Consider the following 22,937-nt stretch of genomic DNA (forward strand, 5'->3'; position numbering starts at 1 on the left):
AATGAATCTTCTGAAGCAAGCAGATTTTTCGGATGTCATAAAATCCAAAAACATTACAATTTCTCAAAAGCAGCACATTTGCGATAAATGCGAAGATTATCTGGATAGAGTCATTAAGTTATTTTAATGCGGATGCCCTGAGGGGGAGACTTCCCCCACTTGCACAAAAACCCTTTTCATACTAAATTACTAGGTAATATGTCATCTCTGGAACTTTTTTCAAAAAGTTCCAGAGATTCCGACGAGTTTTAACTCTTGAAATAGCAAGACTCAAAACTCGCATTTTCAGAGTCACCTCTAAAAACTGAAGTTTTTAGAGGTCTCCATTAAAAAAACGGAGGCTTTCCATGAAAAAAATTGCAATTCTTTCAATTCTTGCATCTCTTGCTTTTGTTGGCTGCACAAAAAATCAATCACAGGAACTTCGCGTTTACTCAATCATTCACGACGAAGAAACCGAAGCCCTTACAAAACTTTTCACAGAAAAAACTGGAATCCCGGTCAGCTACCTTCGGGCAACCACCGGAGAACTTGTAAACCGCGTCATCACCGAGAAAAATGATCCGCAGGCTGACATTCTGCTTGGCGGAGCTTCGAGCTATCACATTCAGGCCGACAACGAGGGCGCACTCGAAAGCTATGCTTCTCCGCTCGCAAAAGATCTTCCATCTTACGCAGTCGCAAAAGACAATACTTGGACAGGCTTCTGTGTTCTCACGCTCGGAATCGGCGTAAATGCAAAAAGATTCGCAGAAAAATTCCCAGGAATTCCGCTTCCAAAAACATGGACGGACCTTGCCAACCCGATTTTCAAAGGTGAAGTCGTTTTGAACAATCCTTCGGCATCGAGCACGGGCTATCTTTTCGTCCAGAACCAGCTTCAGCGGCTCGGCGAAGAAAAAGGCTGGGAATATCTTCACGCGCTCACAAAAAATGTCGGTCAGTTCCCGGATTCAGGAAGCGCGCCGGCAAAATTGCTCGGAACAGGCGAATACACTTTGGGCGTATCATACTTGCACGCTCTCGCAAAATACAACGCGCAGGGCTTCGATGTAAAACCAATCGCGCCGCCTCAGTCTGTCGGTGATGTTGACTGCATTTCAATCATGAAAAACACAAAGAATCTTGCCGCAGCAAAAAAATTCGTTGATTTCATGCTCTCAGTTGAGGCGCAGGAACTCATGAGCAACTACACTTTCACAACGCCGGTAAATCCAAAAGCACGCTCCGTAAAAGGCAGCATTGCGATTGCGGACATCAATTTAATCGATTATGATGTACAGAAAGCCTCGGCAGAAAAAACAGCAGTTTTAGACAGATGGGTAAAGGAAATAAAATAATCAGGAGTTAGAAATGAGGAGTGAGGACTTAGAACATGGGCGTTCCCTGCCTTGCGGCAGGTCGGGTGTTTCGCTGTTCCGTGCTATCCGCACTCCATTCGCTTCGCGAACGGCTAACGCCGCAGCTACACCCCCTAACGCATTTTTTTCAAAAACACATTTTCTATACATCGCCGTGATTTTTGTTCTCACGGCTTTTGTTGTTTTTCCGCTTGGCTGCGTTTTGATTTCGCCACGAGCAAAAGATTTTGTTTCGGTATTTACTTCGAGTGTCTGGCGCGGAGCGATGCTCAACACACTTCTTGAATGTATCTGCTCCACTACCCTTTCGGTGCTTGTCGGCTACCTTTTTGCTTATGCGGTAATCAAAGCTGACATTCCTTTCAAAAAAATTTTCGGTTTCATTCCGATTCTTCACCTGATGACACCGCCTTTCGTCGGCGGACTTTCATTCATCCTTCTTTTTGGCAGGCAGGGATTTTTCACAAAGACACTTCTTGGGCTTGATGTAAGCCTTTACGGATTTCGTGGACTTTTGATTGCCCAGGTTTTATGCTTCTTCCCGATTGCGTATTTGATTTGCGCCCAGGTTTTGAAACGGGTTCCGCCAAGCCTGGAACAGGCAGCGCGGGCAATGGGAGCCTCAAAGGCTCGGATTGCGCTCACGGTCACTCTTCCGCTATGCGCGAACGGCATTCTTTCGGCAGCCCTTTTTATCGCAGTCTCGGTTCTCAGCGATTTTGGCAACCCCATGATTGTCGCCGGCAGGTTCCGCGTGCTTGCAGTTGAAGTTTACACACAGCTCACAGGCTGGGTCAGTGCGGGCACAAGCTGCGTCCTCGGAATCATTCTCGTGCTTCCTTCGGTGGGCCTTTTTGTAGCACAAAATCATTTCATGAAAAAACAGAATGCAAAATTCGCCACTGTCGGCACAAAAGCCTCGCCCTTGCCAGAGAAAAAATCTTCTATTATCACACGCATTCTGCTCTTCATTTTCTGCGCATTCATTTCGCTTTTGATTCTGGCTCAGTTCGCATCGATTTTAATCGGCTCGCTGCAAAAGCTCTGGGGAATCAACACGACTTTCACAACTGAGCATTTCAAAACGATGGGAAAATACAGCCGTGAGCTTTTCAATTCAATTTCTTTCGCATTCATCGCCGCGATTTTCAGCACGATTCTGGCAAGTCTTTCAGTTTTCTTCGTAAACCGAACAAGCCTTCCGTGCAAAAAATATCTCGACATCTGCGTTCAGATTCCGGCGGCAGTTCCAGGCTCCCTTTTCGGTCTCGCCCTCTCGCTCGCAACAAACTTCCTTCACATCCATCTTTCGGCAATGATGATTGTAATCGCAATGACAGTGGCCTTCATGCCGTTCTCATACAGAATAATCTCCACGGTTTTCTCGCAAATCAAAACCACGCTCGATGACGCTTCATGCTCGCTCGGAGCAAATAAAATCCAGGTTCTCGGCACGGTTTTGGTTCCGCTGAGCAAAGGCGGCATCTTCTCTTCATTTATCTACGATTTTGTGCGCGGAGTCGGAACAATCAGCTCGGTAATTTTCTTGGTATCGTTCAAAACGCCTCTCGCATCAATAAAAATCCTGAATCTGGCCGAACAAGGCGAATGGGGAAAAGCAGCAGCCCTGGCAACTGTGCTCACGGCTCTAACGTTCGGCGTGCTGCTCGCAGGAAGAGTGGGGATGAAATTCAAAACTAAGGGAAAGAGGGGAAATAAAGGGGAATAAAATTATTTGTCACTATAATGGTTCTTGCACTGATAAATCCGCACGCAATCACCGTCAATTTTATAAATCAGTCGATTTTTTTCATCAATTTCACGACTCCACAAGCCTGAAAGATTGTCTTTAAGCGGTTCAGGATGCCCGATTCCGTTGTTACCATTGCGTTGTATGTCAGCAATTAATTTATTTATCTTTTTAAGAGTCTTTTTATCCTCTCCTTGCCAATAAATGAACTGCTCCCATGCACTATCTTCAAACTGGATGCTCATTTTTCCATCGCCTCTAATTCTTCCATTGTCTTTTTTACAAAGTGCAACTTTCCTTCGTCATCGAGGCGTTTCAATTCTTCGAGGTGCCGGATGTTTTCTTCATTATAAAAATCATCCTTTGCCGTTTTTTTGACAGTGAGATGGGCTGAAGGTGCCAGCTTGACCAAACTTTTTATTGCATCGATGAGAGTTTTGTTTGCGTTCTGAATTGTTACTGTCGCTGTCATAATTTCCTCCGTGATTCTCAAAAATCTCCATCCCAAATATAACACGAAAGATTACATCTGTAAACTTTGATTCGTGGATTTCAAAACAGACTAGAAAATCAGATGTAAAATTAATTTCGCTTCAAACGTCTGGCAACAGAGCCGATTAAATCCAAATCCTCATCCGAAAGATAATTCAATTCTGGAATTAATTTTTTCACTTTCGGCTTTATAACACTTATATCAAAAAATTGCTTATAAGAAAGGGCGTGCATAGCCCGCAGTTGAATGATGAAGATTCATATTCTAAAGAAGAGCGTAAAAGAGTAATTGATGCCATCAATGAATTTTTGAAGTAGTTTTCTGCTATAAACAAACCCTGTTTTCTGCTATACTTTCGCTCATGAAAGGTCTGGTAATGGAAGGCGGTGCCATGCGCGGGATGTTCACGGCTGGCGTCTGCGATGTTTTGTTGGAAAATGGAATCAATTTTGACGGCGCAATTGGCGTTTCGGCCGGGGCAACTTTTGGCTGCAATTTTAAGTCAAAGCAGATTGGGCGTGCTATCCGCTACAACAAAAAATTCTCACACGACTGGCGATATTGCTCTTTCCGCTCGCTTCTTTTGACCGGCGACCTTTACGGTGCTGATTTTTGCTACAACGAGCTTCCGAACAAACTTGACCTTTTTGATTACGAGGAATACCGTTCCAATCCTCTCAAATTTTATGCCGTGGCTTCGGATTGTCGCACCGGCGAGCCTGTTTACAAAGAACTTGCGACCTGCGACGAAAAAGATTTGACCTGGATGCGCGCAAGTGCCAGTATGCCGCTTGTTTCTCGCGTAGTAAAAATTGACGGCTACGAGCTTTTGGACGGTGGCATGACTGATTCGATTCCGCTCAAGGCTTTTGAAGGCATGGGCTACGAAAAAAATCTCGTGATTCTGACCCAGCCGCGAAGTTTTGTGAAAGAACAAAGCTCTTCCATCAAAATGATGAAATTTACCTTGCGAAAATACCCGAAACTGTACGAAGCGATGAAAAAACGTCACGAAACTTACAACGCACAAAAAAAATATGTTTTTGAGCAGGAAGCGGCGGGTAAATGCCTCGTGATTTGTCCTTTTGAGCCTCTTGGAATCAGCCGCACCGAAAAAAATCCCGATGAACTTCAGCGCGTTTACAACATGGGACGGCTTGTTTGCGGCGAAAGCCTTGCCAAAATTACGGAGTTCTTGAAATGAACACAAAACTTGAACTAAAAAACCTTTCTTTCTCTTTCGGAAACACTCTCGCAGTTGACAACATTTCGCTCAAAGTCGAAGAAGGAAGCTTCACTACGCTTTTGGGGCCAAGTGGCTGCGGGAAGACAACACTTCTCCGCCTGATTTCAGGATTTTTGGAGCCAAAGTCTGGAGAAATTTTGATTGACGGTGTAAATCAGGCCGGAATCGAAGTCAACGAGCGCAAAGTTGGCATGGTTTTTCAGGATTACGCGCTTTTTCCGCATCTTTCGGTCGCCCAGAACATCGCTTACGGCTTAAAAATCAATAAAACTCCAAGCCGAGACATCAAGGAGCAGGTTCTTGAAATCGCCTCTTCCCTCGGAATTGAATCGCTTCTTTCCCGATTCCCGAACGAGCTTTCCGGCGGCCAGCAACAACGAGTTGCACTTGCCCGCTCCCTTGTACTTAAGCCCAAAATCCTTCTCATGGATGAGCCACTTTCTTCCCTCGACACAAAACTCCGCACAAAAGTCCGCGAGGAGCTTAAGGAAATCCAGCAGCGCCTCAAAATCACCACGGTTTATGTCACGCACGACCAGGAAGAAGCACTTTCGCTCTCAACGAAAATCGCCGTGCTCAACGAAGGAAAACTTTTGCAGGAAGGAAGCCCTCGCGAAATCTACTTTGAGCCAAAAAATGAATTCGTCGCAGATTTCGTCGGCAAGGCAAACATGCTCAAAAAAGGCGAAAAAAAGCTCATGATTCGCCCGGAATGGTTTGAAACCGCCCCTGCTCCCCTCGCCTACGAGCAAGGTCTTGTTCCGGCCGGCGCAATTCTGCTTTCCGGCACGATTCTTGCAGAGCAGTTTTTAGGCAGCAAAAGCCGCTTTGTGATTCAGACGAGCAACACCGAGTCCAAAGAAACAATCACCGCGGATTTCGACACGATTTCAGCGGAAAATCTTCGGATCGGCGACAGAATCACAGTTCGGGCAAAAAAAATCTGGGAATTTTAGGGCGCAATCAACCTGCAACCGCTGTTCCGCCTTTCGCTAACGCTCATAGCCTTCGGCTACTTCGAGGCTCCATAGCGGGGCGCAGCTTTTCTTATAAACCGCAAAGTTTTCAACAGTTTTCAAGAATCCTCAAACATCTTCACAAGATTTCTAAAATATGATAGCATAACTCTCTCTTTTTGGAGGTATTTTATGGACATCACAGAAATTATTACAGACCTCGTTTTTCAGCTCGCGCTGATTATCTTTGCAGCCCGCATTTTCGGCAAACTGGCGGCTCGCGTTGGCATTCCTTCCGTTTTAGGAGAACTTGTTGCGGGCATCTTAATCGGGCCTTTCGCGCTCGGAGGAATCGCACTTCCAGGCTTTCCGCACGGTCTTTTCGGCGTAACAGATTCACTCGCCGGAGCAGTTTCCCCGGAACTCTACGCATTCGCACAAATTGCTTCTATTATTCTGCTTTTCGCTTCTGGCCTTGAAACTGACCTTTCACTTTTCATCAAATATTCTGTCTCTGGCGGAATCATCGGCGTTGGCGGTGTCGTAATTTCATTCTTCTTCGGAGCAGTATGCGCATTCTTCATTCTGCCAGTCCTCGGAATCGAGTGCACTTCACTTTTTGATGTCAAATGTCTTTTCCTCGGCATCATGTCCTCGGCAACATCAGTCGGAATCACCGCACGAATCTTGAGCGACAAAAAACGCATGGATTCCCCGGAAGGCGTCACAATCCTTGCAGCGGCAGTTTTTGATGATGTTCTCGGCATCGTCCTTCTCGCAGTCGTAATGGGAATCGTCTCGGCACTCGGCACAGGAAAAGCACTTTCCGGCGGCGCAATCGGAATCATCGCGCTCAAAGCATTCGGAATCTGGCTCGTGGCAACAGTCGCATTCATCCTTCTTTCAAAAAAAATCGCCCGCTTCGTCCGCTTTTTCGGTGGCGCAACAGATTTTTCAATCGCAGCATTAGGCGTGGCTTTCCTTCTCGCAGGATTTTTTGAAAAAGAGCACATCGCAATGATTATCGGAGCTTACACGACAGGCCTCGCACTTTCGGGCACTGACATTGCACCGGTCATTCAGGAAAAAATCCACTCGCTCTACAAATTCTTCGTACCGATTTTCTTCGCCGTCACAGGCATGAGCGTTGATGTCACCAAACTTTTCAGCCAGAACGTCCTGATTTGCGGCGGAATCTACACTCTGCTCGCAATTCTTTCAAAACTTTTGGGCTGCGGCCTTCCTTCACTCGGACTTGGCTTTAACCTTAAAGGAGCTTTCCGAATCGGAGCTGGCATGATTCCTCGTGGCGAAGTCGCATTGATTATCGCAGGAATCGGTCTTACGGCAAAAGACGCACTTGGCGCACCAATCGTAAATCAGGATTTGTTCGGAGTCGTAATTTTGATGACCCTCGTTACAACTTTGGTCGCACCGCCAATCCTCAACATCTCGCTCTCAATCAAAGGCCGCGGAACTAAAAAAGAAGTTGCTGACGAAGAAAGCCAGGTTTTTGAATGGGATTTCAACGATCAGGAACTCACTCACCTCGTCATGGACTTCCTCTACCGCGATTTGCGTGCCGAAGGCTTCTATGTTCAGATGATGAACATCACCGACGGAATCTGCACAGCCCGCCGAAGCGACACGGCAATTTCTCTCCGCGAAGAAGGCACAAAACTCGTAATCGAAACCGAAGAAAAAGACATGGGCTTTGTCAAAGGCGAACTCTACGAAATCATGCTCCGTCTCGACAAATCAATGAAATCACTTTCAGCCCTAAAAAATACAGTCTCGCTCCAGTACGGATTCGCCTGCCCTGAAAACCGCGTGACAAACTCTCTCACAAGATTCTTGAACACGAACTGCATTTCATGCGACCTCAAAGGCAACACAAAAGACGAAATTCTTGAAGAAATGCTTACACTTTTGAGCCAGACAGGAAATGTCGTAAACCGCCAGCAAGTTTTGACAGCATTAAAAGAGCGTGAGGCGGCCGGCAGCACAGGAATCGAAAAAGGAATCGCGTTCCCGCACACCAAAACAAACGGCGTAACCGAAACTTGCGTTGCCATCGGAATCAAAAAAAGCGGTGCTGATTTTGCCGCAATGGACGGAAATCCGTCAAAAATCTTCGTAATGCTCGTGGCTCCAATCGACGGCGCAAACCCACTCATGCGTGCAATGGCAGCTTTCAGTGGCTCTCTCATGCACGAAGATGTCCGCGAATCTCTGCTTCAAGCAAAAACAGCCGAAGAAGTGGTCGAAATTTTGAAAGACTCAAAGAAAATGTAAAATTTGGGGCTTTCCCTGCCATGCGGCAGGGTCGGGCTTTTCGCCCTTCCGCTCCCCGCTCCATTCACCTTCGGTGAACGCCTAGCGGCGGGGCTACAATCCCTAAGCCGCTTGCTGTGGTTAAACTTTCCCTTTTCTGTTACAATCTCCGCATGAAAACAAATGAATTAACTTCCCCGCTCTTGGAGCGTTTTTTACGATATGTTCAGGTCTGGACGACCTCGGATTCAAATTCTGCTGACAGCGGAAATCAGCCTTCCACAAAAAATCAGTTTGACCTTGCTCACATCCTCGAAGCGGAGCTGAAAACTCTCGGCTTACAGGATGTTCAAATCACAGACCATTGCTATGTTTACGGCCGGCTTCCGGCATCTAAGGGCTGCGAAAAAATTGAGCCGTTCTGTCTCCTTGCACACATCGACACAGTTGAGGAAGTTTCGGGCGAAAATGTAAAACCACAGGTTCACAAAAACTACGCCGGGGAAGATATTATCCTCAAATCGGGTGATATTTTATCCGTCCAGAAAGATTTGGCTTTGGCCGAAAGCGCAAAAAATCACGAGACAATCATCACGAGCGACGGAACGACCTTGCTCGGAGCGGACGACAAGGCAGGTGTTGCCGAAATCATGACCGCGCTCGAATATTTTGCCAAAAATCCTGAAGCCCAGCACGGCGAAATCGAAGTCTGCTTCTCACCTGACGAAGAAACAGGCCACGGCATGGACAATGTTCCGCTCAACCTGATTAAATCAAAATATGCCTACACCGTTGACGGCGGTCACATCGGCGAGCTTGAGACAGAGTGCTTCAACGCATTCAAAAGCGAAGTCACATTCACAGGCGTTTCGGTTCACACAGGCTCCGCTCGTGGAATTCTCGTGAATGCAATCACAATGGCAAGCAATTTTGTCACAAATCTTCCACGCCACGAGTCCCCAGAAACAACGAGTGGCTACGAAGGATTTTATGCCCCGATGACAATCGAAGGCTCCATCGAAAGCGCGAAAGTCGTAATTTTCCTGCGCGATTTTGACTCTGTGAACATGGAAAACAGAAAGGCCCTCGTGGATACTCTCGCAAATGCAACGGCAGCCTCTTTCGGTGGCAAAGTTGAAGTCAAGCACACTCAGCAATATCTAAACATGAAAAACGGCTTCAAAAACCGAGCCGATGTAATCGAAAATCTTGTTGCGGCCTACAAAAAAGCCGGAGTTGAGCCTTGCTTTACGCCAATCCGCGGTGGCACGGACGGTTCCCGCCTCACAGAAATGGGAATTCCATGCCCGAACATTTTCACAGGCGGCCACAACTATCACTCACGCACTGAATGGGCAAGCCTGGAGCAAATGGGAAAAGCCATGGCCGTACTCGTAAACCTGATTGAAAAGTAAATGCCGCGCCGGGATTGGAAGCCCGAAGTTGCCGTGGATTTTTCCACGGCAATGAGCGTTAGCGAAGGCTGGAAAGCCCGCAGGAAGAGGATTGCGCCCAAATTCATACTTTTGTTATAAAAATAGCCACTTTTACCTATAGACTTCTTAAAATTTTGGAATATAATCATAATTATGATTAATAAATTCAGATTCGGAAACCCGATTATTCAGACCGATGCAGTCGTAAATGATGTGTCGTTGAGCAAAAATTTCCTCAGTTTGGGAGTTGTCAAATCAGACTGGCCTTTCGCTTTCGAGTACAAAATGGCAAAGGACGACATGATTTTTGGTCTCGGCGAAAATGTCCGTGGAATCAACAAACGCGGCTTTCATTATGCAAGCTGGTGCTCTGACAAACCGGGCGGCAACGAATCTGACCCGTCACTTTACGGCGCACACAATTTCATCGTAATTTTTGGCGAAAAAATCACCGGGCTTTACTTCGACACCCCGGCAAAAATCGAATTCGACATCGGCTGGACTGATTACGACACACTCACAGTCAAATGCGATGTTGACGGCATTTTCCTCTACGAAATCACAAGCAGCGAAAGCGACAAATCTGCGGCACTAAAAGACATCGTTCGCCAGTTCCGCGAAATGATTGGCCAGAGCTACATTCCACCGTTCTGGGCATTCGGTTTTCAGCAGAGCCGCTGGGGCTACAAGACCGAAAAAGAAGTCCGCGAAGTCGTCAAAACTCACAAAGAAAAAAATCTTCCGCTCGACAGCGTGTGCCTCGACATCGATTACATGGAAGAATTCATGGATTTCACCGTGGACAAGGCAAAATTCTCGGACTTTAAGGCATTGAACGAAGAACTTTCAGAGCAGGGAATCCACTTGATTCCGATTATTGATGCCGGAGTCAAGCAAAAAGAAGGCTACGAAACTTACGAAGAAGGCAAAAAAGGCGGATTCTTCTGCAAAAAAGCGGATGGAAGCAATTTTGTCGCCGCAGTTTGGCCTGGAAAATGTGTTTTCACAGACTTTTTCCGCGAAGATGCACGAAAATGGTTTGGAAGCAAATACAAGGCTCTCACAGATGCTGGCGTAGAAGGATTCTGGAACGACATGAACGAGCCGGCTCTTTTCTACACCGAAGAAGGCCTCAAAGAAGTTTTTGAAAAATTCGAAACTTTCAAAGGCAAAGAACTCGACATCAACACATTCTTCGACTTTATGCCGCTTTCAGGAAGCACTTGCAACCGCATGAAGGATTATCAGAGTTTCTATCATGAAGTAACTGATTTGAACGGCAAAAAAGTGAATGTAAGGCACGACAGGCTTCACAACATGTACGGAGCCATGATGACAAAAGCTGCCAGAGAAGGCCTCAATGAAATCAAAAAAGGCAAGCGCACACTTCTCTACTCACGCGCTTCTTGCATCGGCTCACACCGTTACGGCGGAATCTGGATGGGCGACAATGTTGCTTGGTGGAACAATATCGAAATGGAGCTGAAAATGCTTCCGTCGCTCAATATGTGCGGATTCTTGTACACAGGTGCGGACATCGGCGGTTTCGGCGATTCAAGTTCACGCGATTTGGTACTCCGCTGGCTCGCGCTCGGCATTTTCACACCTCTCATGCGAAACCACGCGGCATGGAATACCCGAAATCAGGAATGTTATGCTTTCGGCGAAACCGATGATTTCAAGAGCGTTCTTTCTCTCCGCTACGCACTTCTTCCATACATTTACAGCGAATTCATCAAGGCTAGCCTTAAAAATGAAATGATGTTCCGCCCGCTGAGCTTCGATTACCCGGAAGACAAAATTGCCCGCGACATCGAGGATGAGCTTATGCTCGGAAATGAAGTGCTTATCGCGCCTGTTTACAAACAGAACACAAAAGGCCGCTTCGTCTATCTCCCGGAAGACATGATTCAAGTGACCTGGAAAGATTGCAAGGCAACTCAGTCTCCAATCGAAAAAGGCGGTCATTACATCGACATCCCAGAAGACACGGTAGTTTTCTTCATCAAAAAAGGAAAATCAATTCCATTCTGCAAGAAAATCGCCCAGACTTCAAAAGATATCGACTATTCATCGCTTACAAAGCTTGGTGATTCAGACGCAACCTATGAGCTTTACAGTGACGACGGATTTACGACTGACATCAGCCTGAAAAATATCCGGAAGTACTGAGTAATCACGACAAGTGTTAATCAGTACTTCCGAACAAACGCATTATAATAAATTTTATATTGAAAATGGCGCGAAAGAATGAAACGGCTTACGAAGACACTCGTTTTGTGCTGCCGCGAAAGCGGCAAATGTATATAGTTACAAACACAAAACGCGTGTAGCATGCTAGCATGCGGCTTCGATAAGCCGTTTTCATGACTGGGAGCCATTTTCAGCAGGGAATATTTTATAATGCGTTTGCCCTGATCAGAACTTCCTTAAAACTCGACTTTAGACATTTTTTTTGATATAATTTAGATTATGCACAAATACAGAATCGAAGGCGGCATTCCAATCCGTGGAACAATCGCCGCCAGCGGAAACAAAAATGCGGCTTTGCCTTGTATCGCCGCCACACTTTTGAGTGAAGAACCAGTAATTTTACGAAATATCCCGGAAATTGAAGACACCGGCGTAATGCTTTTGATTTTGCAGGCACTCGGAGCCAGCGTAGAAAAAATCGGCGAGCACGAGTGGAAAATTGACGCATCGCTTATCCGCTGTTCGGACATCCCGGCAGCATTAAGCAAAAAAATTCGCGCATCAATCTTGTTTGCAGGCCCGCTCGTTGCCCGTACTGGCAAGGCCATCATGCCACCACCAGGCGGAGATGTCATCGGTCGCCGCCGCGTTGACACCCACTTCCTCGCATTGCAGGAGCTCGGAGCCAGAATCTCAGTTGAAGGCCCGTTCACTTTCACAGCAAACAAACTTGTCGGAGCAGACATCTTCCTTGATGAAACTTCCGTCACCGCCACAGAAAATGCAGTTATGGCGGCAGTTTTGGCCGAAGGTCACACAATCATCAACAACGCGGCAAGCGAGCCGCATGTGCAGGACTTGTGCAACATGCTCGTAGCAATGGGCGCAAAAATCTCCGGAATCGGAAGCAACATCCTTCACATCGACGGAGTTAAAAAACTCCACGGCACGGACTTCGCAATCGGCCCAGATTTCATGGAAATCGGCTCATACATTGGTCTTGCGGCAGCCACAAAAGGCTCAATCACAATCACAGGCGTAAAGCCGGAAGACATGCGCCCACTTCGGGTTGCTTTCGGCAAACTCGGAATCCGCTGGACAATCGAGGGTGACGCTCTCACAGTTGCGCTCGGTCAGGAAATGAAGGTCAACACAGACTTGGGTGGCATGATTCCAAAAATCGACGACTCTCCGTGGCCAGGATTTCCGCCAGATTTGACATCAATCATGACAGTCGTTGCAACTCAGGTTGAAGGTACAGTCCTCATTTTCGAAAAAATGTTTGAAAGCCGCATGTTCTTCGTAGACAAGCTCATCTCTATGGGCGCAAGAATCACTCTCTGTGACCCACACCGAGCCGTAGTAAGCGGTCCATGCACTCTCCACGGTGACAAGCTAGTTTCCCCGGATGTACGCGCAGGCATGGCCATGGTAATAGCCGCCCTAATCGCCCACGGCGAAAGCGAAATCAGCAATGTCTATCAGATTGAAAGAGGCTACGAAAACCTAGTTCAAAAACTGCGTTCCCTAGGCGCAAGAATCGAACAAGTTGAGATTGAAGACTAAAGCTTTAATAGCAGAAAAATGCGAAAAAGTGGTAGCGCGAAGAAAAGCAGAACGGTTTGAGGCACTTGCAAGGTGAATGTACCGCCAGAAAAGTGCTTTTTACAATTATTCTACGAAAAGGCCCCTTGCACCTAGGGAGCGTGAAGAAAACTCACGAGGTGAGTTTTTAGCGATTCTCCGAAGCAGCTGTGCTGCGTAGGTTCCTCAATGCCGTGTCTTTTCTGGGAGCGAACACTTTTTCACACTTTCCGGCGAATTATTAATCCGCTGTGCGTGACACAAAATTTACACAGACAATCAGCAGAATCACGACCAGCAGCGGAATGCTTACAAAAACCGCGCCACCGCCAAGCATGACCACAAGAGCATAATTCAACATGCGACAGATATACAATCCACATTCAATCACAAAGTAAAGAATCACCGTGATTGCAGGCATGAGGAAAATCCACTTGAATTTGAACAACTGAGAGTCATTGAGCCTGTAATTCCATGCCATACAAGCCATAAAAATACAGCAAATCAGCATAATCAGCGGATAAGTAACTCTGAACAGGAAATCAGAATTGTAAACCTCATAAGAATAGCCGTATTCGAGCGTCTTTGGCAAAAATCTTATGAGCGAAATCAAGCTCATTTTTCTGGAACCTGCGGCCGCATCGCAAAGAAGGTTGAAATCTTTTTGCGGCAAACCGAGAACAAAATAATTGTTTAAGTAAGGCTCGTTTTCCTTCGTGTAATCGGCATCATATTCATAAACTGGAGAAATTCTTCCGTTGCGGTCAGTTTTTGAAACACATTCCAGCATGAGATACGGAACAGTTTTGAAAGAATCTTTTATGCCAAAATGAAGTTTTGCAGATTCATCGAAAGAATCAGTTGTCTGGGAAAGCATTTTTGCATAAGGAACATAAATCGAGCGCAAGAAGTCACCGTCTTTTGAATATGTGAACAAACTGAATCCGCGCAAATACTGAACCATCCGCCCGGAATTCTTTACAGGCGTAATTCCACGAATATAAACTACATCCTTTGAACCGTCATCGTGCGGAATAGCAAAATAAATGTTGTTGTAAGCCTCAAACCTGCGAAGATTCTCAACTTCCTCAATGAAAAAACATTGCTCCACAAGCCTTTGCTCTGCAATCACAAGGAATTTTGAAACATCCGGGTCTCGTGCCGCAACATCAGAAAAATTCGCAATCTCAAGGAACTGGTAATAAGCCTCAACATTGTCGCCACGAATCAAAGTTCTGTAAGCCTCGCGTTTTTTGCGGAACAAAATCTGCTCATCGGTCTCTTTTATTACACTCGGGTCAAAAAGATGATTCCATGCTTCGCTCGCAAGACGGTTGGCTTCCTCAAGATTTATGTCCTTTTCATTGCCAACTTCAACCGCAAGATAAGCATAATAATGTGCATCAAACCAATTTTCCTTTTCGGCGGCCACTCTAGCCTTATTCAAAAGCGAAGTGATTGTCTCGCCCTTTGTTTCTTTTGCAGGAACGAAAACAAATTTCGGCTCTTCCGGGCGGTCAAGAACCATTTTTAAGGAATTAAGCTCCGCACTTGCGTGTTCATTGATGTAAAGCGCATCTTTGTCTTTTGGGCTGAGCAAAAGCGCATTGTAAGAATATTCAAAAGCCAGGCTCATATTGCCTTTATCGAAATAATCCTTGCTCAAAGTTATGAATTCCGAAAAAAGAACCGGCTTGATTTTTGCCCTGGCCTGCCGCTGCTCAAAAAGCGGAACAAAAACTTCGGTGATAAAAGAAACGATTAGGACGATTATAATAGAAGCAATCATCGTCTTGCGGAAATGTTCCATAATCAGCGGAGAATATTTAATCTGCGCCTTTTCAGAATCCTTTCCGTAAGCAATCGCACATCCAATCAAAAAACCGCTGAACACAAGGGCCGGCAAAAATTTGCAGAAGAAAAGAAATGCCCGCGTAAGAATATAGGAAGAATTTTCACCAGGAAGCAAAACAGGCAGATTCTTCATTAAATGTGATATAAGAAGACAGATTGCGAACGCAATGACTGAGTAAATCGCTACAATAATTCCAGTTTTTCTCATTCGTTACTCTCCAGCACATTTCCCTTAAGTCTGTAAATTCCCATGAACACACCAAATCCGATGAAAATAATAGAAAGAATGATATTTATGAGAATTATCAGAGGGTCTTTTAAGCCCGAAAATTCAGCAAGTTTTGAAGCAACTTCCTTCAATACATCAGGAAGGAAATTCATATAGTAGAAATAATTAATCATGATGATTGCAGCCGCGGCAGTGATTACGCAGGCTACATTCGCGAGCTTCCATGAACTTGCGAACTGAATTCCATAGACTGAAAGAAGGGCAAGCCCCAGCGAAGCAAAAGCAAGCCATGCAAAAAATCCGAGGGAAGCACTGTATTGCCCGGCCGTAATAATTGCGTTGTAAACCGAGAAAGGATAGATTACAAGGCTTGACGGTTGCAGGGAATTTTTTATGATAATGTCCGAATAAGGATATGCGGACTCTGTTTTGACCGAAAAATTGAAAAGCGGAAGAACCGCACCTTCCTGCCCAAGATAGCCCGTTGTATCAAGGAAAACACCGTCGGCAGTTTTGTCCTCGTTGATTTTTGAAAAATAGAAAACACCGTTTGATTCTTTTCGGAAAACGCCAGCCGAAGAAGCCTCAATCCGGGATGAAACGACATCGGACTCATAGCGGGAAATGAGCTTGAAATCGGTAGGAATTAAGACCAACCATGTTGCAACCCCAAAAACAACATACATAATCAGCGAAATCAACTGATGCTTTGGATGCCGAATCAAATACAAGACAAGAAGGATTTCAACTATGATGCAGACAAGCGGAAGCGAAAGAAGGATTCCTGTCATGAAAAAACGGAGTGAGAAAAATGATGACGGCAAGCCAGTGACAAACATCGTAAGATTGCAGCTGAACATAAAAAGAGTTGCAAAAACAAGTGTGCCAACAAACATTGACGCCAAATAAATTACTGCAAGGTAAAGTGCGCGTTTCATTATATTATAAGGATAACACGAATAAATAAAAAAAACCACTTCTTTTTGAAGTGGTTGAAATATTCTTTAGATTTTTTGCAGTTTAGCCGAGGAAGACCTGACCGTGCTGATCAATTGCAAGAATCGACTTACACTCAGAACAGCGGAATCGGCCTGCGCGAGTAGCCTTGAGCCGTTTAGAGCAAACCGGGCAGCTGAAAATCTTTGGGAAGATGCTTTCTGCAACAGGAGCACCCTGCTTGAAGAAATTGACAGCATCATTCAAAGAATCTTTGATATTGAAGAACTGAGAGAATCCGAGGAGCTGGAAAACTTCATAAACCTTCGGCTGAATTTCAAGAAGAACAATGTCGCCGCCCTTTGGTTTAATCAACTTGAGAAATGCGGTGAAAGAACCGATACCAGTTGATGAAACATAATTGAGCGCAGAACAGTTAAAAATCAAATTGACAAAACCGCTTTCTACGACTTTTGAAATTCTCTTCTGAAAAAAGCTTGAATTGTAAGTATCGATATAGCCGTTCAAATAAATGATAAGCCCATTATCAATTCCCTCGATTTTTTCAAGGGTAATTTTGAGACTATCATCTTTTTCGTCATTAAAACCCGGAACAAGCTCATTATTGTTGCCCATGTCACCTACCTCAATTAAAACTCAACTACTAATTCCCTTATATGATACACCATAAAACCCGTTTTAGTCTAGTTTTTTTTTATTTTAAAGGGGCTTTTAATGTTGACCAGCCTCTATCAGAGCGAAGGGTCGCACCATTAATATCGGCATTTTTAAGCAAAAATAAAGCTATTTCTACAATCGAGGATGATTTTATCATCGTTTCCATCGGCATTTTCTTGCTAAGCTCGGATTTAAGCCGCTCCGAAAGATATTCGGTCTCCGTAAAGCCCGGACAAATCAAATTGCATGTGATGCCGTATTCCGCATAAAAAGCCGCGACGGAAGCCGTAAGCACATTCAGGCCGGATTTTGCGCCCGCATAAGCCGCATTCGTGGAAAATTCCTCACGGAAAGAAGTGCCTGTGCCGCCAAAAAGAAGGATTCTGCCCCATTTTTTTGCCATCATACCGGGAAGAGCCTCCGAAACCAAAACTCCGGGAAGAGCATAATCAAAAAGTGCCGCATTTTTCCAGTCACAAAGAGCAATCTCATGTAGCGACTTTTGCACGAAAGGCCCGAAGCAGACACAAAGAATGTCACAATTCTTGGCCGCATCAAGAAGTTCCGAGCGTTCCAGAGAAGAAAAATCAGACTCCAAGAGATTATGAACGAGCATTTCAGGCTTTTTTCCGCTGAGATTTTCAATCTTTTTTGCAAGCAAATCAAATTTTTCGCTTTTATGCCCGCCGTGAATCACAAGTTTGGCTCCTTCCTGAGCCAGAGCAAGCGAAAGCTCTGCCCCGATTCCGCCTGAGCCACCGACCACAAGGGCTGTTTTTCCCTCAAAACATTTTTCCATACAAATGATTGTAGCCTAAATCCATTAAAAAAAGTAGACTGTCAGCATGAATCTTTCAAATGTCGTCGTAATTCTTTCCCGCCCCGAAGAAAGCCGAAATGTTGGAGCAGTTTGCCGGGCAATGGCAAACAATTCACTCAAAACACTCCGAATCGTAGGCAAAAAATCAGATTTTGATGAAGAGAGGGTGCGGATTCTGGCAATTCATGCAGCATCAATTTGGGAAAACGCCCAGTTTTTTGACTCAATCACCGAAGCCGCAAAAGACTGCACGATTATTGCAGGCACGACCCGCCGCCGTGGAAAAAAGAGAGGCAAACTCCTGCTCCCCGAAGAATTCGCCGACACCGCCGACCAAATTTCTTCCGACGGAAAAATTGCCATAGTTTTCGGGAACGAACGCACAGGCCTCGAAGAAGAAGAGCTTGACGAGTGCACGATGGGAGTCACGATTCCTTCAAGCGAAGAATTCGGCTCGCTCAACCTTTCTCACGCAGTTCAAATTATCTCATACCAAATTTTCAGGAAATCTCTGGAAGGGAAAAACAAAGCCTCACGCGGCTACACTCCGGTTTCTCTGGAACGGCTTGGAAAAACAGTCACGGAAATCGCCGACAACCTGCAGAAAATCGGATTCTTCAAAGTAACAGGCCGCCCAGACATGGAAAAATTCTGGACAGATATTCTTTCAAGAGCCGCCCTGAGCGAAAGTGAAGCCCAATATATAGAAAAGATTTTCGACAAAGCAGCAGGATTAGCAAGCAAGCATTAGAGCTTAATATCCTTCGGTTCAATCACATCTCCGTCACAGTAAAGCAACGCTGCGTTCCGAATACATTTTTCGAGCTGGCGGACATTTCCTTTCCATGAAAAAGTCTGCATTACGCTGATTGCCGAATCTGAAATCTCTTTGTTGATTTTCTCACGCCGCAAAATTTCCCGGCACAAATCAGGAATGTCTTCCAGCCGCTCACGCAACGGTGGAATCCGGAGAGTAACATCGTTGATTCGGTAAAATAAATCTTCGCGGAATTCACCAAGTTTGATTTTAGCCTCAAGATTTGCGTTCGTGGCAAAAATCATTCTGTCATCAACTTTTATGTCCTCGTTCGATCCGATTCTGTTTATCACGCCCTCGCTTAAAACTTGCAGCAATTTTGTCTGAGTGCCCGCAGAAATCTCACCGATTTCATCAAGGAAAAGCGTGCCACCGTCACATTCCTCAAAAAGCCCCTTCCCGGCAACCGCACCAGTAAATCCACCTTCAGCAACACCAAAAAGCTTGGACTCAACCAAAGATTCATTTGAATTTGAAAGAACGCAATCCTTGAAAGGCTTTTCCCGTCTTGCCGAAAGCTCATGAATCGCGCGGGCGAAAGATGTTTTTCCAGTGCCAGTCTCGCCCAGAATCAGAACGGAAACATCATATACCGCAATTCTTAAAATCATCCGGCGGATTTTTTGCATCGCAGGCGAAGAACCAACCAGCGAAGCAAAAGTCGGGCTTATTTCAGAAAGATTTTTCAGGTTCGAAGAGTTTTCAAAGTAAGCTTGCTCTCTTTCACTAGAATCAAATTCAAATTGCCGGAGATATTTTTCAAGTTCCGCTTTTGTGGAATATTCAGAAATTTTGAAGCCGGAACTTTTTATGAAATCCTTTATGCGCTGAGGGGAAGAAGAATTACAAATGACCGTTTGGGGAGCAAATTTTTCCAAAATCCGCTGAAGCATCTTAAAATCAGAAGCATACCGTAAAATTTTTTCTGATTTTTCACGCACAAAAAGCAAATCTTCAATATTTTCAGAAAAAAGAACAGCCCCTTCAATCATTTTCAGCTCTCTTTCGGCTCTTCCTTGTTTTTTTCGAGGCTTTCGACATGGTAAACGCCAGCCTCTCCGGATTTTTTGTCCTTTCTGAACAAACGGTAGAAAAGAAGAAGTATTTTGTAACGCATGTAAGGGAAAATCAGGAATACTTTGAACGGATTGTGCCCGATTTCATTCCAGATTTCCTTGCCTGCATCAAAAGTTTTTTCGCTAACACGGCGGATTCGGCCCGCAAAAATTCCGATGCAATCAGGGTAATAAAGGAAAATGCTTGATGAGAACTTGTCACGGCGATGATAAGCCCAGAGATTTTTTTCCTTGATGCCCTCGCTCAGGATTACGAGAGACGGAGATGCCTTGTAAATTGCCTGAACGACATCACTCTCAGAGCTTTTCGGGAAATATCCGACATAACGGCCGACAATGCGAAGGTTTTTGAAAGTGTCGTGAACATTGTGCTCGGCCTTTTGGAGAGTTTTTTTGTGCGCACCAAGAAGATAAAGAGATTTATAGTGATGGTCGAGAGTGTTAAGAATCTGAATGACAGCGTTGAAAGGATTGTACCTTACAGGAACATCAAGTTTGAGGAACCGTGCGCCCTTTAAAATGCTTTTTGAAATCGGAAGAATCAAGTCAGCGTTACGAAGACAATCGCCAAAGTCCTTTTTTTTGTTGCGGGCTTTGAGCAAATCCCATAACGTAAGAAAAACAATCTGTTTTGTGCCAGGCTTTTCGAGGATTTTCATGATTTCTTCTTCGAGATTTTCCGGAAGGCATACATCCACCGGCACGCCCAACAATTCGATTCTATTCATTTTTTTGATTCTCTATTCTATAATCACAAAAAAGACTAACATAAAATTAAGCAGAATTCAATAAGCAAGCTAAGTGCTAACCGCCACCTGCAACGCCGCAATTCCGTAAAGAGCCGCCGTCTCACAACGAAGGATGTTCGTCTTTAAATGAACCGCCGTAAATCCCGCATCGCACAAGGATTTTACTTCTTCGGGGCTGATTCCGCCCTCACTTCCGCAAAAAAGCGCGACCTTCTTAAGATTCTGTTTTTTTTCGCAAGAACATTTTATTGAGACAGTAGAGTCGTTCCTCTCATAGAGCACCACGGCAAGTTTTTCGCTTTCCGAAAGATTTTCACATTCATTTTTCCAGATTTCGCACGCTTCTTTTAAAGTAACGCAATTTTCAATCTGAGTGTTGACCGGGCTTCCGCTCTGCTGCCTGGCTTCCTTGATAATCCGCTCAAATCTCTCGCCCCGGAAATTCATTTTTTCACCGCCATTCTGCGAGAATTCCGTCAGCACAGGAACGATTTTTGCCACCCCGCACTCAGTCGCCTGCCGCACAATCAGGTCAAATTTCGAAGATTTTGGAACGGCCATAAAAAGAATGAATTCCGTTGATTCGATTGAATCAGTTTCTTCCGGCTGATTCTCGCCAATCTGCTCACCTTCCGCAATGTCACAAACCTGCAAAGTGATTTTTTTAGCTTTTTCGTCAACAAAGCACACAGTCATCGGCTGAAGCTCGCCCGAAGGAAGCCGCACATGAATCATGTCACCGCTCACCAGGCGCAAAACATTTCGCAAATAGCGGTAATCCTTGCCGATTATTGTGAGAAGCCCGTCTGAATCAAGATTTTTCTGGGAAATGTACTGGCGCATATATATTAGACGCGGATAAACGCGGATGAACACAGATACTAATTGCAAATATCCGCGTTCATCTGTGTGCATCAGCGTCAAAAATTACTTTTTTTCTTCTTTCTTCTCTTCAAGAACAGCCTGATCCTGCAACTCTTTTAGCGTTTTTGTGTTCTTTATGAGATTCGTGAAATTTTCTTTCTGAAGGATTGATATTGCTTCGTTGAGCTGGATGTCGTAGTCCAAATCATAGAGCATTGTGCCTTTTGTTTTGTTGACTTCATTGCGGACGAGTTTGCGCAAGCTTGATTCGTCAATCTCGGTGTATTTTTTCTTCAATGTTTTTGCGAAATCTGCAATCTGTTTTTCGGACAAGTTTGAGCGGCCGTCAACGAAATCTGCAATTTCGGTTGATTTGTAAAGCTCCAGATATTGTTTTTCACCAGCTTCGCTCAGAACCGGGAACAAAATTTCTCGGTCAGGCGGGATTCCGATTTTGTCGATGTTGACATCGCTTGGGGTGTAGTATCGTGCCATCGTGACTTTGATTCCGTCCGTTGCAGAAAGCGGCAGAACTTGCTGAACAGAGCCTTTGCCGTAAGTGCGCTGGCCGACGAGATAAGCTATGTGATTGTCTTTGAGCGCGCCGCTTACGATTTCTGAGGCAGATGCGCTTCCTTTGTTGATGAGGACTACAATCGGCATGTTTCGGACTACTGTTTTTTTGGCAGTTGCCGTGAAAACTGAATTTTCGAATGAAAGGCGGCTCTTTGTCGTGACAATCGGGCCGTTGTCGATGAATTTGTCTGCGATGTCAGCCGCACTTGTAATCAGGCCGCCTGGATTGTTGCGCAAGTCAATAATCATGCCTGAGACGTTGTTCTTTTTGAATGAATCGATTGCTTCCTGTGTGCGCTCGACTGTCTGCGGAGTGAATTCGATGAGGCGGACATAACCGATTTTTGTGCCTTCAATCATGCCGTACTTAACTGTAGGAACTTCGATAACCGCACGGACGAGAGTGACCGGAAATTCAATGTTCCTGCCTCGGCGGATTACCAAATCAACGCTCTCGCCGACCTTGCCGCGGAGCATATCAAGAACCTGCTCCATCGTGATTGTAGATGTATCTGTTCCGTTGATGGAAATAATCAAATCTCCTGCGACGATTCCTGCCTTGAAGCCCGGAGTGTCCTCGACCGGAGAAGCGACCTCGACATAAGCAGGCTTGTCAGGGCTGTTCTCGACCGGTTTTGAGATTTGGAGACCTACGCCTCCGAAAGAACCGGAAGTCGTGTCCTTTATGTTACGGAAACTTGATTTATCGAGATAAACTGTGTAAGGGTCTTTGAGCGACTCCATCATTCCTTTGAGCGCGCCCTCGTAAAGAGTTTGTGCCTCGACTTCATCAACATAATTCTGCTGAATAAAATCGAACACAAAGTTCATTACTTCCATATATTGGCGGGATTTTTTGGATTTTTCGTTTGCGGATTCTGAACTGGACTGAGCAAAGCACTGAGAGCTGAAAATTGCAATTATAAAAATCAAAAGGATTGAATTTACGCGTTTCATGATTGAATCAAAATTTTTCATATTAATTATATTTTATGTTTCTATAAGAGAAAAATCAATCTTTATAAATAAAGAAAACTGTGATATA

General features: G+C 45.1%; 19 protein-coding genes. 9 read left to right on the forward strand and 10 right to left on the reverse strand.

Going from position 1 to position 22,937, the window contains the following annotated elements:
- Positions 1-347: 347 nt before the first annotated feature.
- Entirely contained in the window at positions 348-1,340 is a 993-nt protein-coding gene (locus IJJ71_RS06510; RefSeq protein ID WP_296846019.1) for an ABC transporter substrate-binding protein, read from the forward strand.
- A 13-nt stretch (positions 1,341-1,353) separates the two neighbouring features.
- On the forward strand, positions 1,354-3,090 hold the full coding sequence (locus tag IJJ71_RS06515) for an ABC transporter permease (RefSeq protein WP_296846020.1): 1,737 nt from the start codon (positions 1,354-1,356) through the stop codon (positions 3,088-3,090).
- Positions 3,091-3,092: 2 nt separating this feature from the next.
- On the opposite strand, the gene IJJ71_RS06520 is transcribed toward IJJ71_RS06515, so the two are convergent.
- Both IJJ71_RS06520 and IJJ71_RS06525 read right to left on the reverse strand, forming a co-directional pair.
- Positions 3,093-3,356: a Txe/YoeB family addiction module toxin gene (locus IJJ71_RS06520; RefSeq protein WP_296846021.1), complete on the reverse strand. Its 264-nt coding sequence runs from the start codon at positions 3,354-3,356 to the stop codon at positions 3,093-3,095.
- A complete protein-coding gene (locus IJJ71_RS06525) occupies positions 3,353-3,583 on the reverse strand; it encodes a hypothetical protein (protein ID WP_296846022.1) in 231 nt (76 codons plus the stop codon). Before IJJ71_RS06525 ends, IJJ71_RS06520 begins: the two co-directional genes overlap by 4 nt.
- Positions 3,584-3,965: 382 nt before the next feature.
- On the opposite strand from IJJ71_RS06525, the gene IJJ71_RS06530 reads away from it, so the two are divergent.
- The 6 genes from IJJ71_RS06530 (at position 3,966) to murA (ending at position 13,275) form a co-directional block, all read left to right on the forward strand.
- On the forward strand, positions 3,966-4,808 hold the full coding sequence (locus IJJ71_RS06530) for a patatin-like phospholipase family protein (RefSeq protein WP_296846023.1): 843 nt from the start codon (positions 3,966-3,968) through the stop codon (positions 4,806-4,808).
- Positions 4,805-5,806, forward strand: coding sequence for an ABC transporter ATP-binding protein (locus tag IJJ71_RS06535; RefSeq protein ID WP_296846024.1), 1,002 nt, complete (start codon positions 4,805-4,807; stop codon positions 5,804-5,806). The genes IJJ71_RS06530 and IJJ71_RS06535 overlap by 4 nt, the downstream gene beginning before the upstream one ends.
- A 192-nt stretch (positions 5,807-5,998) precedes the next feature.
- The gene (locus tag IJJ71_RS06540) at positions 5,999-8,101 is read left to right on the forward strand and encodes a cation:proton antiporter domain-containing protein (RefSeq protein WP_296846025.1); all 2,103 of its coding nucleotides are present in this window, start codon (positions 5,999-6,001) and stop codon (positions 8,099-8,101) included.
- Positions 8,102-8,253: 152 nt separating this feature from the next.
- Entirely contained in the window at positions 8,254-9,495 is a 1,242-nt protein-coding gene (pepT, locus tag IJJ71_RS06545) for a peptidase T (protein ID WP_296846026.1), read from the forward strand.
- Between the two features lie 174 nt (positions 9,496-9,669).
- A complete protein-coding gene (locus tag IJJ71_RS06550) occupies positions 9,670-11,688 on the forward strand; it encodes a glycoside hydrolase family 31 protein (RefSeq protein WP_296846027.1) in 2,019 nt (672 codons plus the stop codon).
- A 300-nt stretch (positions 11,689-11,988) separates the two neighbouring features.
- Entirely contained in the window at positions 11,989-13,275 is a 1,287-nt protein-coding gene (murA, locus tag IJJ71_RS06555; protein ID WP_296846028.1) for a UDP-N-acetylglucosamine 1-carboxyvinyltransferase, read from the forward strand.
- Between the two features lie 259 nt (positions 13,276-13,534).
- Here murA and IJJ71_RS06560 read toward each other — a convergent pair whose 3' ends face one another.
- The 4 genes from IJJ71_RS06560 to IJJ71_RS06575 form a co-directional block, all read right to left on the reverse strand.
- Positions 13,535-15,355 (reverse strand): hypothetical protein, encoded by a 1,821-nt coding sequence (locus IJJ71_RS06560; RefSeq protein WP_296846029.1) that lies wholly within the window; start codon positions 15,353-15,355, stop codon positions 13,535-13,537.
- A complete protein-coding gene (locus IJJ71_RS06565) occupies positions 15,352-16,314 on the reverse strand; it encodes a hypothetical protein (RefSeq protein WP_296846030.1) in 963 nt (320 codons plus the stop codon). The genes IJJ71_RS06560 and IJJ71_RS06565 overlap by 4 nt, the downstream gene beginning before the upstream one ends.
- Positions 16,315-16,396: 82 nt before the next feature.
- Entirely contained in the window at positions 16,397-16,948 is a 552-nt protein-coding gene (locus IJJ71_RS06570; RefSeq protein WP_296846031.1) for an STAS domain-containing protein, read from the reverse strand.
- Between the two features lie 79 nt (positions 16,949-17,027).
- On the reverse strand, positions 17,028-17,789 hold the full coding sequence (locus IJJ71_RS06575; protein WP_296846032.1) for an SDR family NAD(P)-dependent oxidoreductase: 762 nt from the start codon (positions 17,787-17,789) through the stop codon (positions 17,028-17,030).
- A 46-nt stretch (positions 17,790-17,835) separates the two neighbouring features.
- Between IJJ71_RS06575 and IJJ71_RS06580 the strand changes: the two genes are divergently transcribed.
- Positions 17,836-18,561 carry an RNA methyltransferase gene (locus IJJ71_RS06580; protein WP_296846033.1) on the forward strand — a complete coding sequence of 242 codons (726 nt, stop codon included), beginning with the start codon at positions 17,836-17,838 and terminating at the stop codon, positions 18,559-18,561.
- On the opposite strand, the gene IJJ71_RS06585 is transcribed toward IJJ71_RS06580, so the two are convergent.
- The 4 genes from IJJ71_RS06585 to IJJ71_RS06600 all read right to left on the reverse strand — a co-directional run bounded on the left by IJJ71_RS06585 (position 18,558) and on the right by IJJ71_RS06600 (position 22,870).
- Complete coding sequence (locus IJJ71_RS06585; RefSeq protein ID WP_296846034.1) at positions 18,558-19,619, reverse strand: sigma 54-interacting transcriptional regulator; 1,062 nt, start codon at positions 19,617-19,619, stop codon at positions 18,558-18,560. The genes IJJ71_RS06580 and IJJ71_RS06585 overlap by 4 nt on opposite strands.
- 2 nt (positions 19,620-19,621) lie before the next feature.
- Positions 19,622-20,431: a WecB/TagA/CpsF family glycosyltransferase gene (locus IJJ71_RS06590; protein WP_296846035.1), complete on the reverse strand. Its 810-nt coding sequence runs from the start codon at positions 20,429-20,431 to the stop codon at positions 19,622-19,624.
- A gap of 69 nt (positions 20,432-20,500) precedes the next feature.
- The gene (locus IJJ71_RS06595; protein WP_296846036.1) at positions 20,501-21,295 is read right to left on the reverse strand and encodes an RsmE family RNA methyltransferase; all 795 of its coding nucleotides are present in this window, start codon (positions 21,293-21,295) and stop codon (positions 20,501-20,503) included.
- Positions 21,296-21,379: 84 nt separating this feature from the next.
- Positions 21,380-22,870 (reverse strand): S41 family peptidase, encoded by a 1,491-nt coding sequence (locus IJJ71_RS06600; protein ID WP_296846037.1) that lies wholly within the window; start codon positions 22,868-22,870, stop codon positions 21,380-21,382.
- Between the last annotated feature and the right edge of the window lie 67 nt (positions 22,871-22,937).

The sequence above is a fragment of the Treponema sp. genome, from assembly GCF_017430385.1.
GTDB lineage: Bacteria > Spirochaetota > Spirochaetia > Treponematales > Treponemataceae > Treponema_D.

Coding starts and splice junctions, on each gene's coding strand:
- murA (WP_296846028.1), top strand. CDS start 11,989: ATGCACAAATACAGAATCGAAGGCGGCATTCCAATCCGTGGAACAATC.
- IJJ71_RS06595 (WP_296846036.1), bottom strand. CDS start 21,295: ATGCGCCAGTACATTTCCCAGAAAAATCTTGATTCAGACGGGCTTCTC.
- IJJ71_RS06520 (WP_296846021.1), bottom strand. CDS start 3,356: ATGAGCATCCAGTTTGAAGATAGTGCATGGGAGCAGTTCATTTATTGG.
- pepT (WP_296846026.1), top strand. CDS start 8,254: ATGAAAACAAATGAATTAACTTCCCCGCTCTTGGAGCGTTTTTTACGA.
- IJJ71_RS06535 (WP_296846024.1), top strand. CDS start 4,805: ATGAACACAAAACTTGAACTAAAAAACCTTTCTTTCTCTTTCGGAAAC.
- IJJ71_RS06560 (WP_296846029.1), bottom strand. CDS start 15,355: ATGAGAAAAACTGGAATTATTGTAGCGATTTACTCAGTCATTGCGTTC.
- IJJ71_RS06510 (WP_296846019.1), top strand. CDS start 348: ATGAAAAAAATTGCAATTCTTTCAATTCTTGCATCTCTTGCTTTTGTT.
- IJJ71_RS06580 (WP_296846033.1), top strand. CDS start 17,836: ATGAATCTTTCAAATGTCGTCGTAATTCTTTCCCGCCCCGAAGAAAGC.
- IJJ71_RS06600 (WP_296846037.1), bottom strand. CDS start 22,870: ATGAAAAATTTTGATTCAATCATGAAACGCGTAAATTCAATCCTTTTG.
- IJJ71_RS06515 (WP_296846020.1), top strand. CDS start 1,354: ATGAGGAGTGAGGACTTAGAACATGGGCGTTCCCTGCCTTGCGGCAGG.
- IJJ71_RS06525 (WP_296846022.1), bottom strand. CDS start 3,583: ATGACAGCGACAGTAACAATTCAGAACGCAAACAAAACTCTCATCGAT.
- IJJ71_RS06540 (WP_296846025.1), top strand. CDS start 5,999: ATGGACATCACAGAAATTATTACAGACCTCGTTTTTCAGCTCGCGCTG.
- IJJ71_RS06565 (WP_296846030.1), bottom strand. CDS start 16,314: ATGAAACGCGCACTTTACCTTGCAGTAATTTATTTGGCGTCAATGTTT.
- IJJ71_RS06530 (WP_296846023.1), top strand. CDS start 3,966: ATGAAAGGTCTGGTAATGGAAGGCGGTGCCATGCGCGGGATGTTCACG.
- IJJ71_RS06550 (WP_296846027.1), top strand. CDS start 9,670: ATGATTAATAAATTCAGATTCGGAAACCCGATTATTCAGACCGATGCA.
- IJJ71_RS06575 (WP_296846032.1), bottom strand. CDS start 17,789: ATGGAAAAATGTTTTGAGGGAAAAACAGCCCTTGTGGTCGGTGGCTCA.
- IJJ71_RS06570 (WP_296846031.1), bottom strand. CDS start 16,948: ATGGGCAACAATAATGAGCTTGTTCCGGGTTTTAATGACGAAAAAGAT.
- IJJ71_RS06590 (WP_296846035.1), bottom strand. CDS start 20,431: ATGAATAGAATCGAATTGTTGGGCGTGCCGGTGGATGTATGCCTTCCG.
- IJJ71_RS06585 (WP_296846034.1), bottom strand. CDS start 19,619: ATGATTGAAGGGGCTGTTCTTTTTTCTGAAAATATTGAAGATTTGCTT.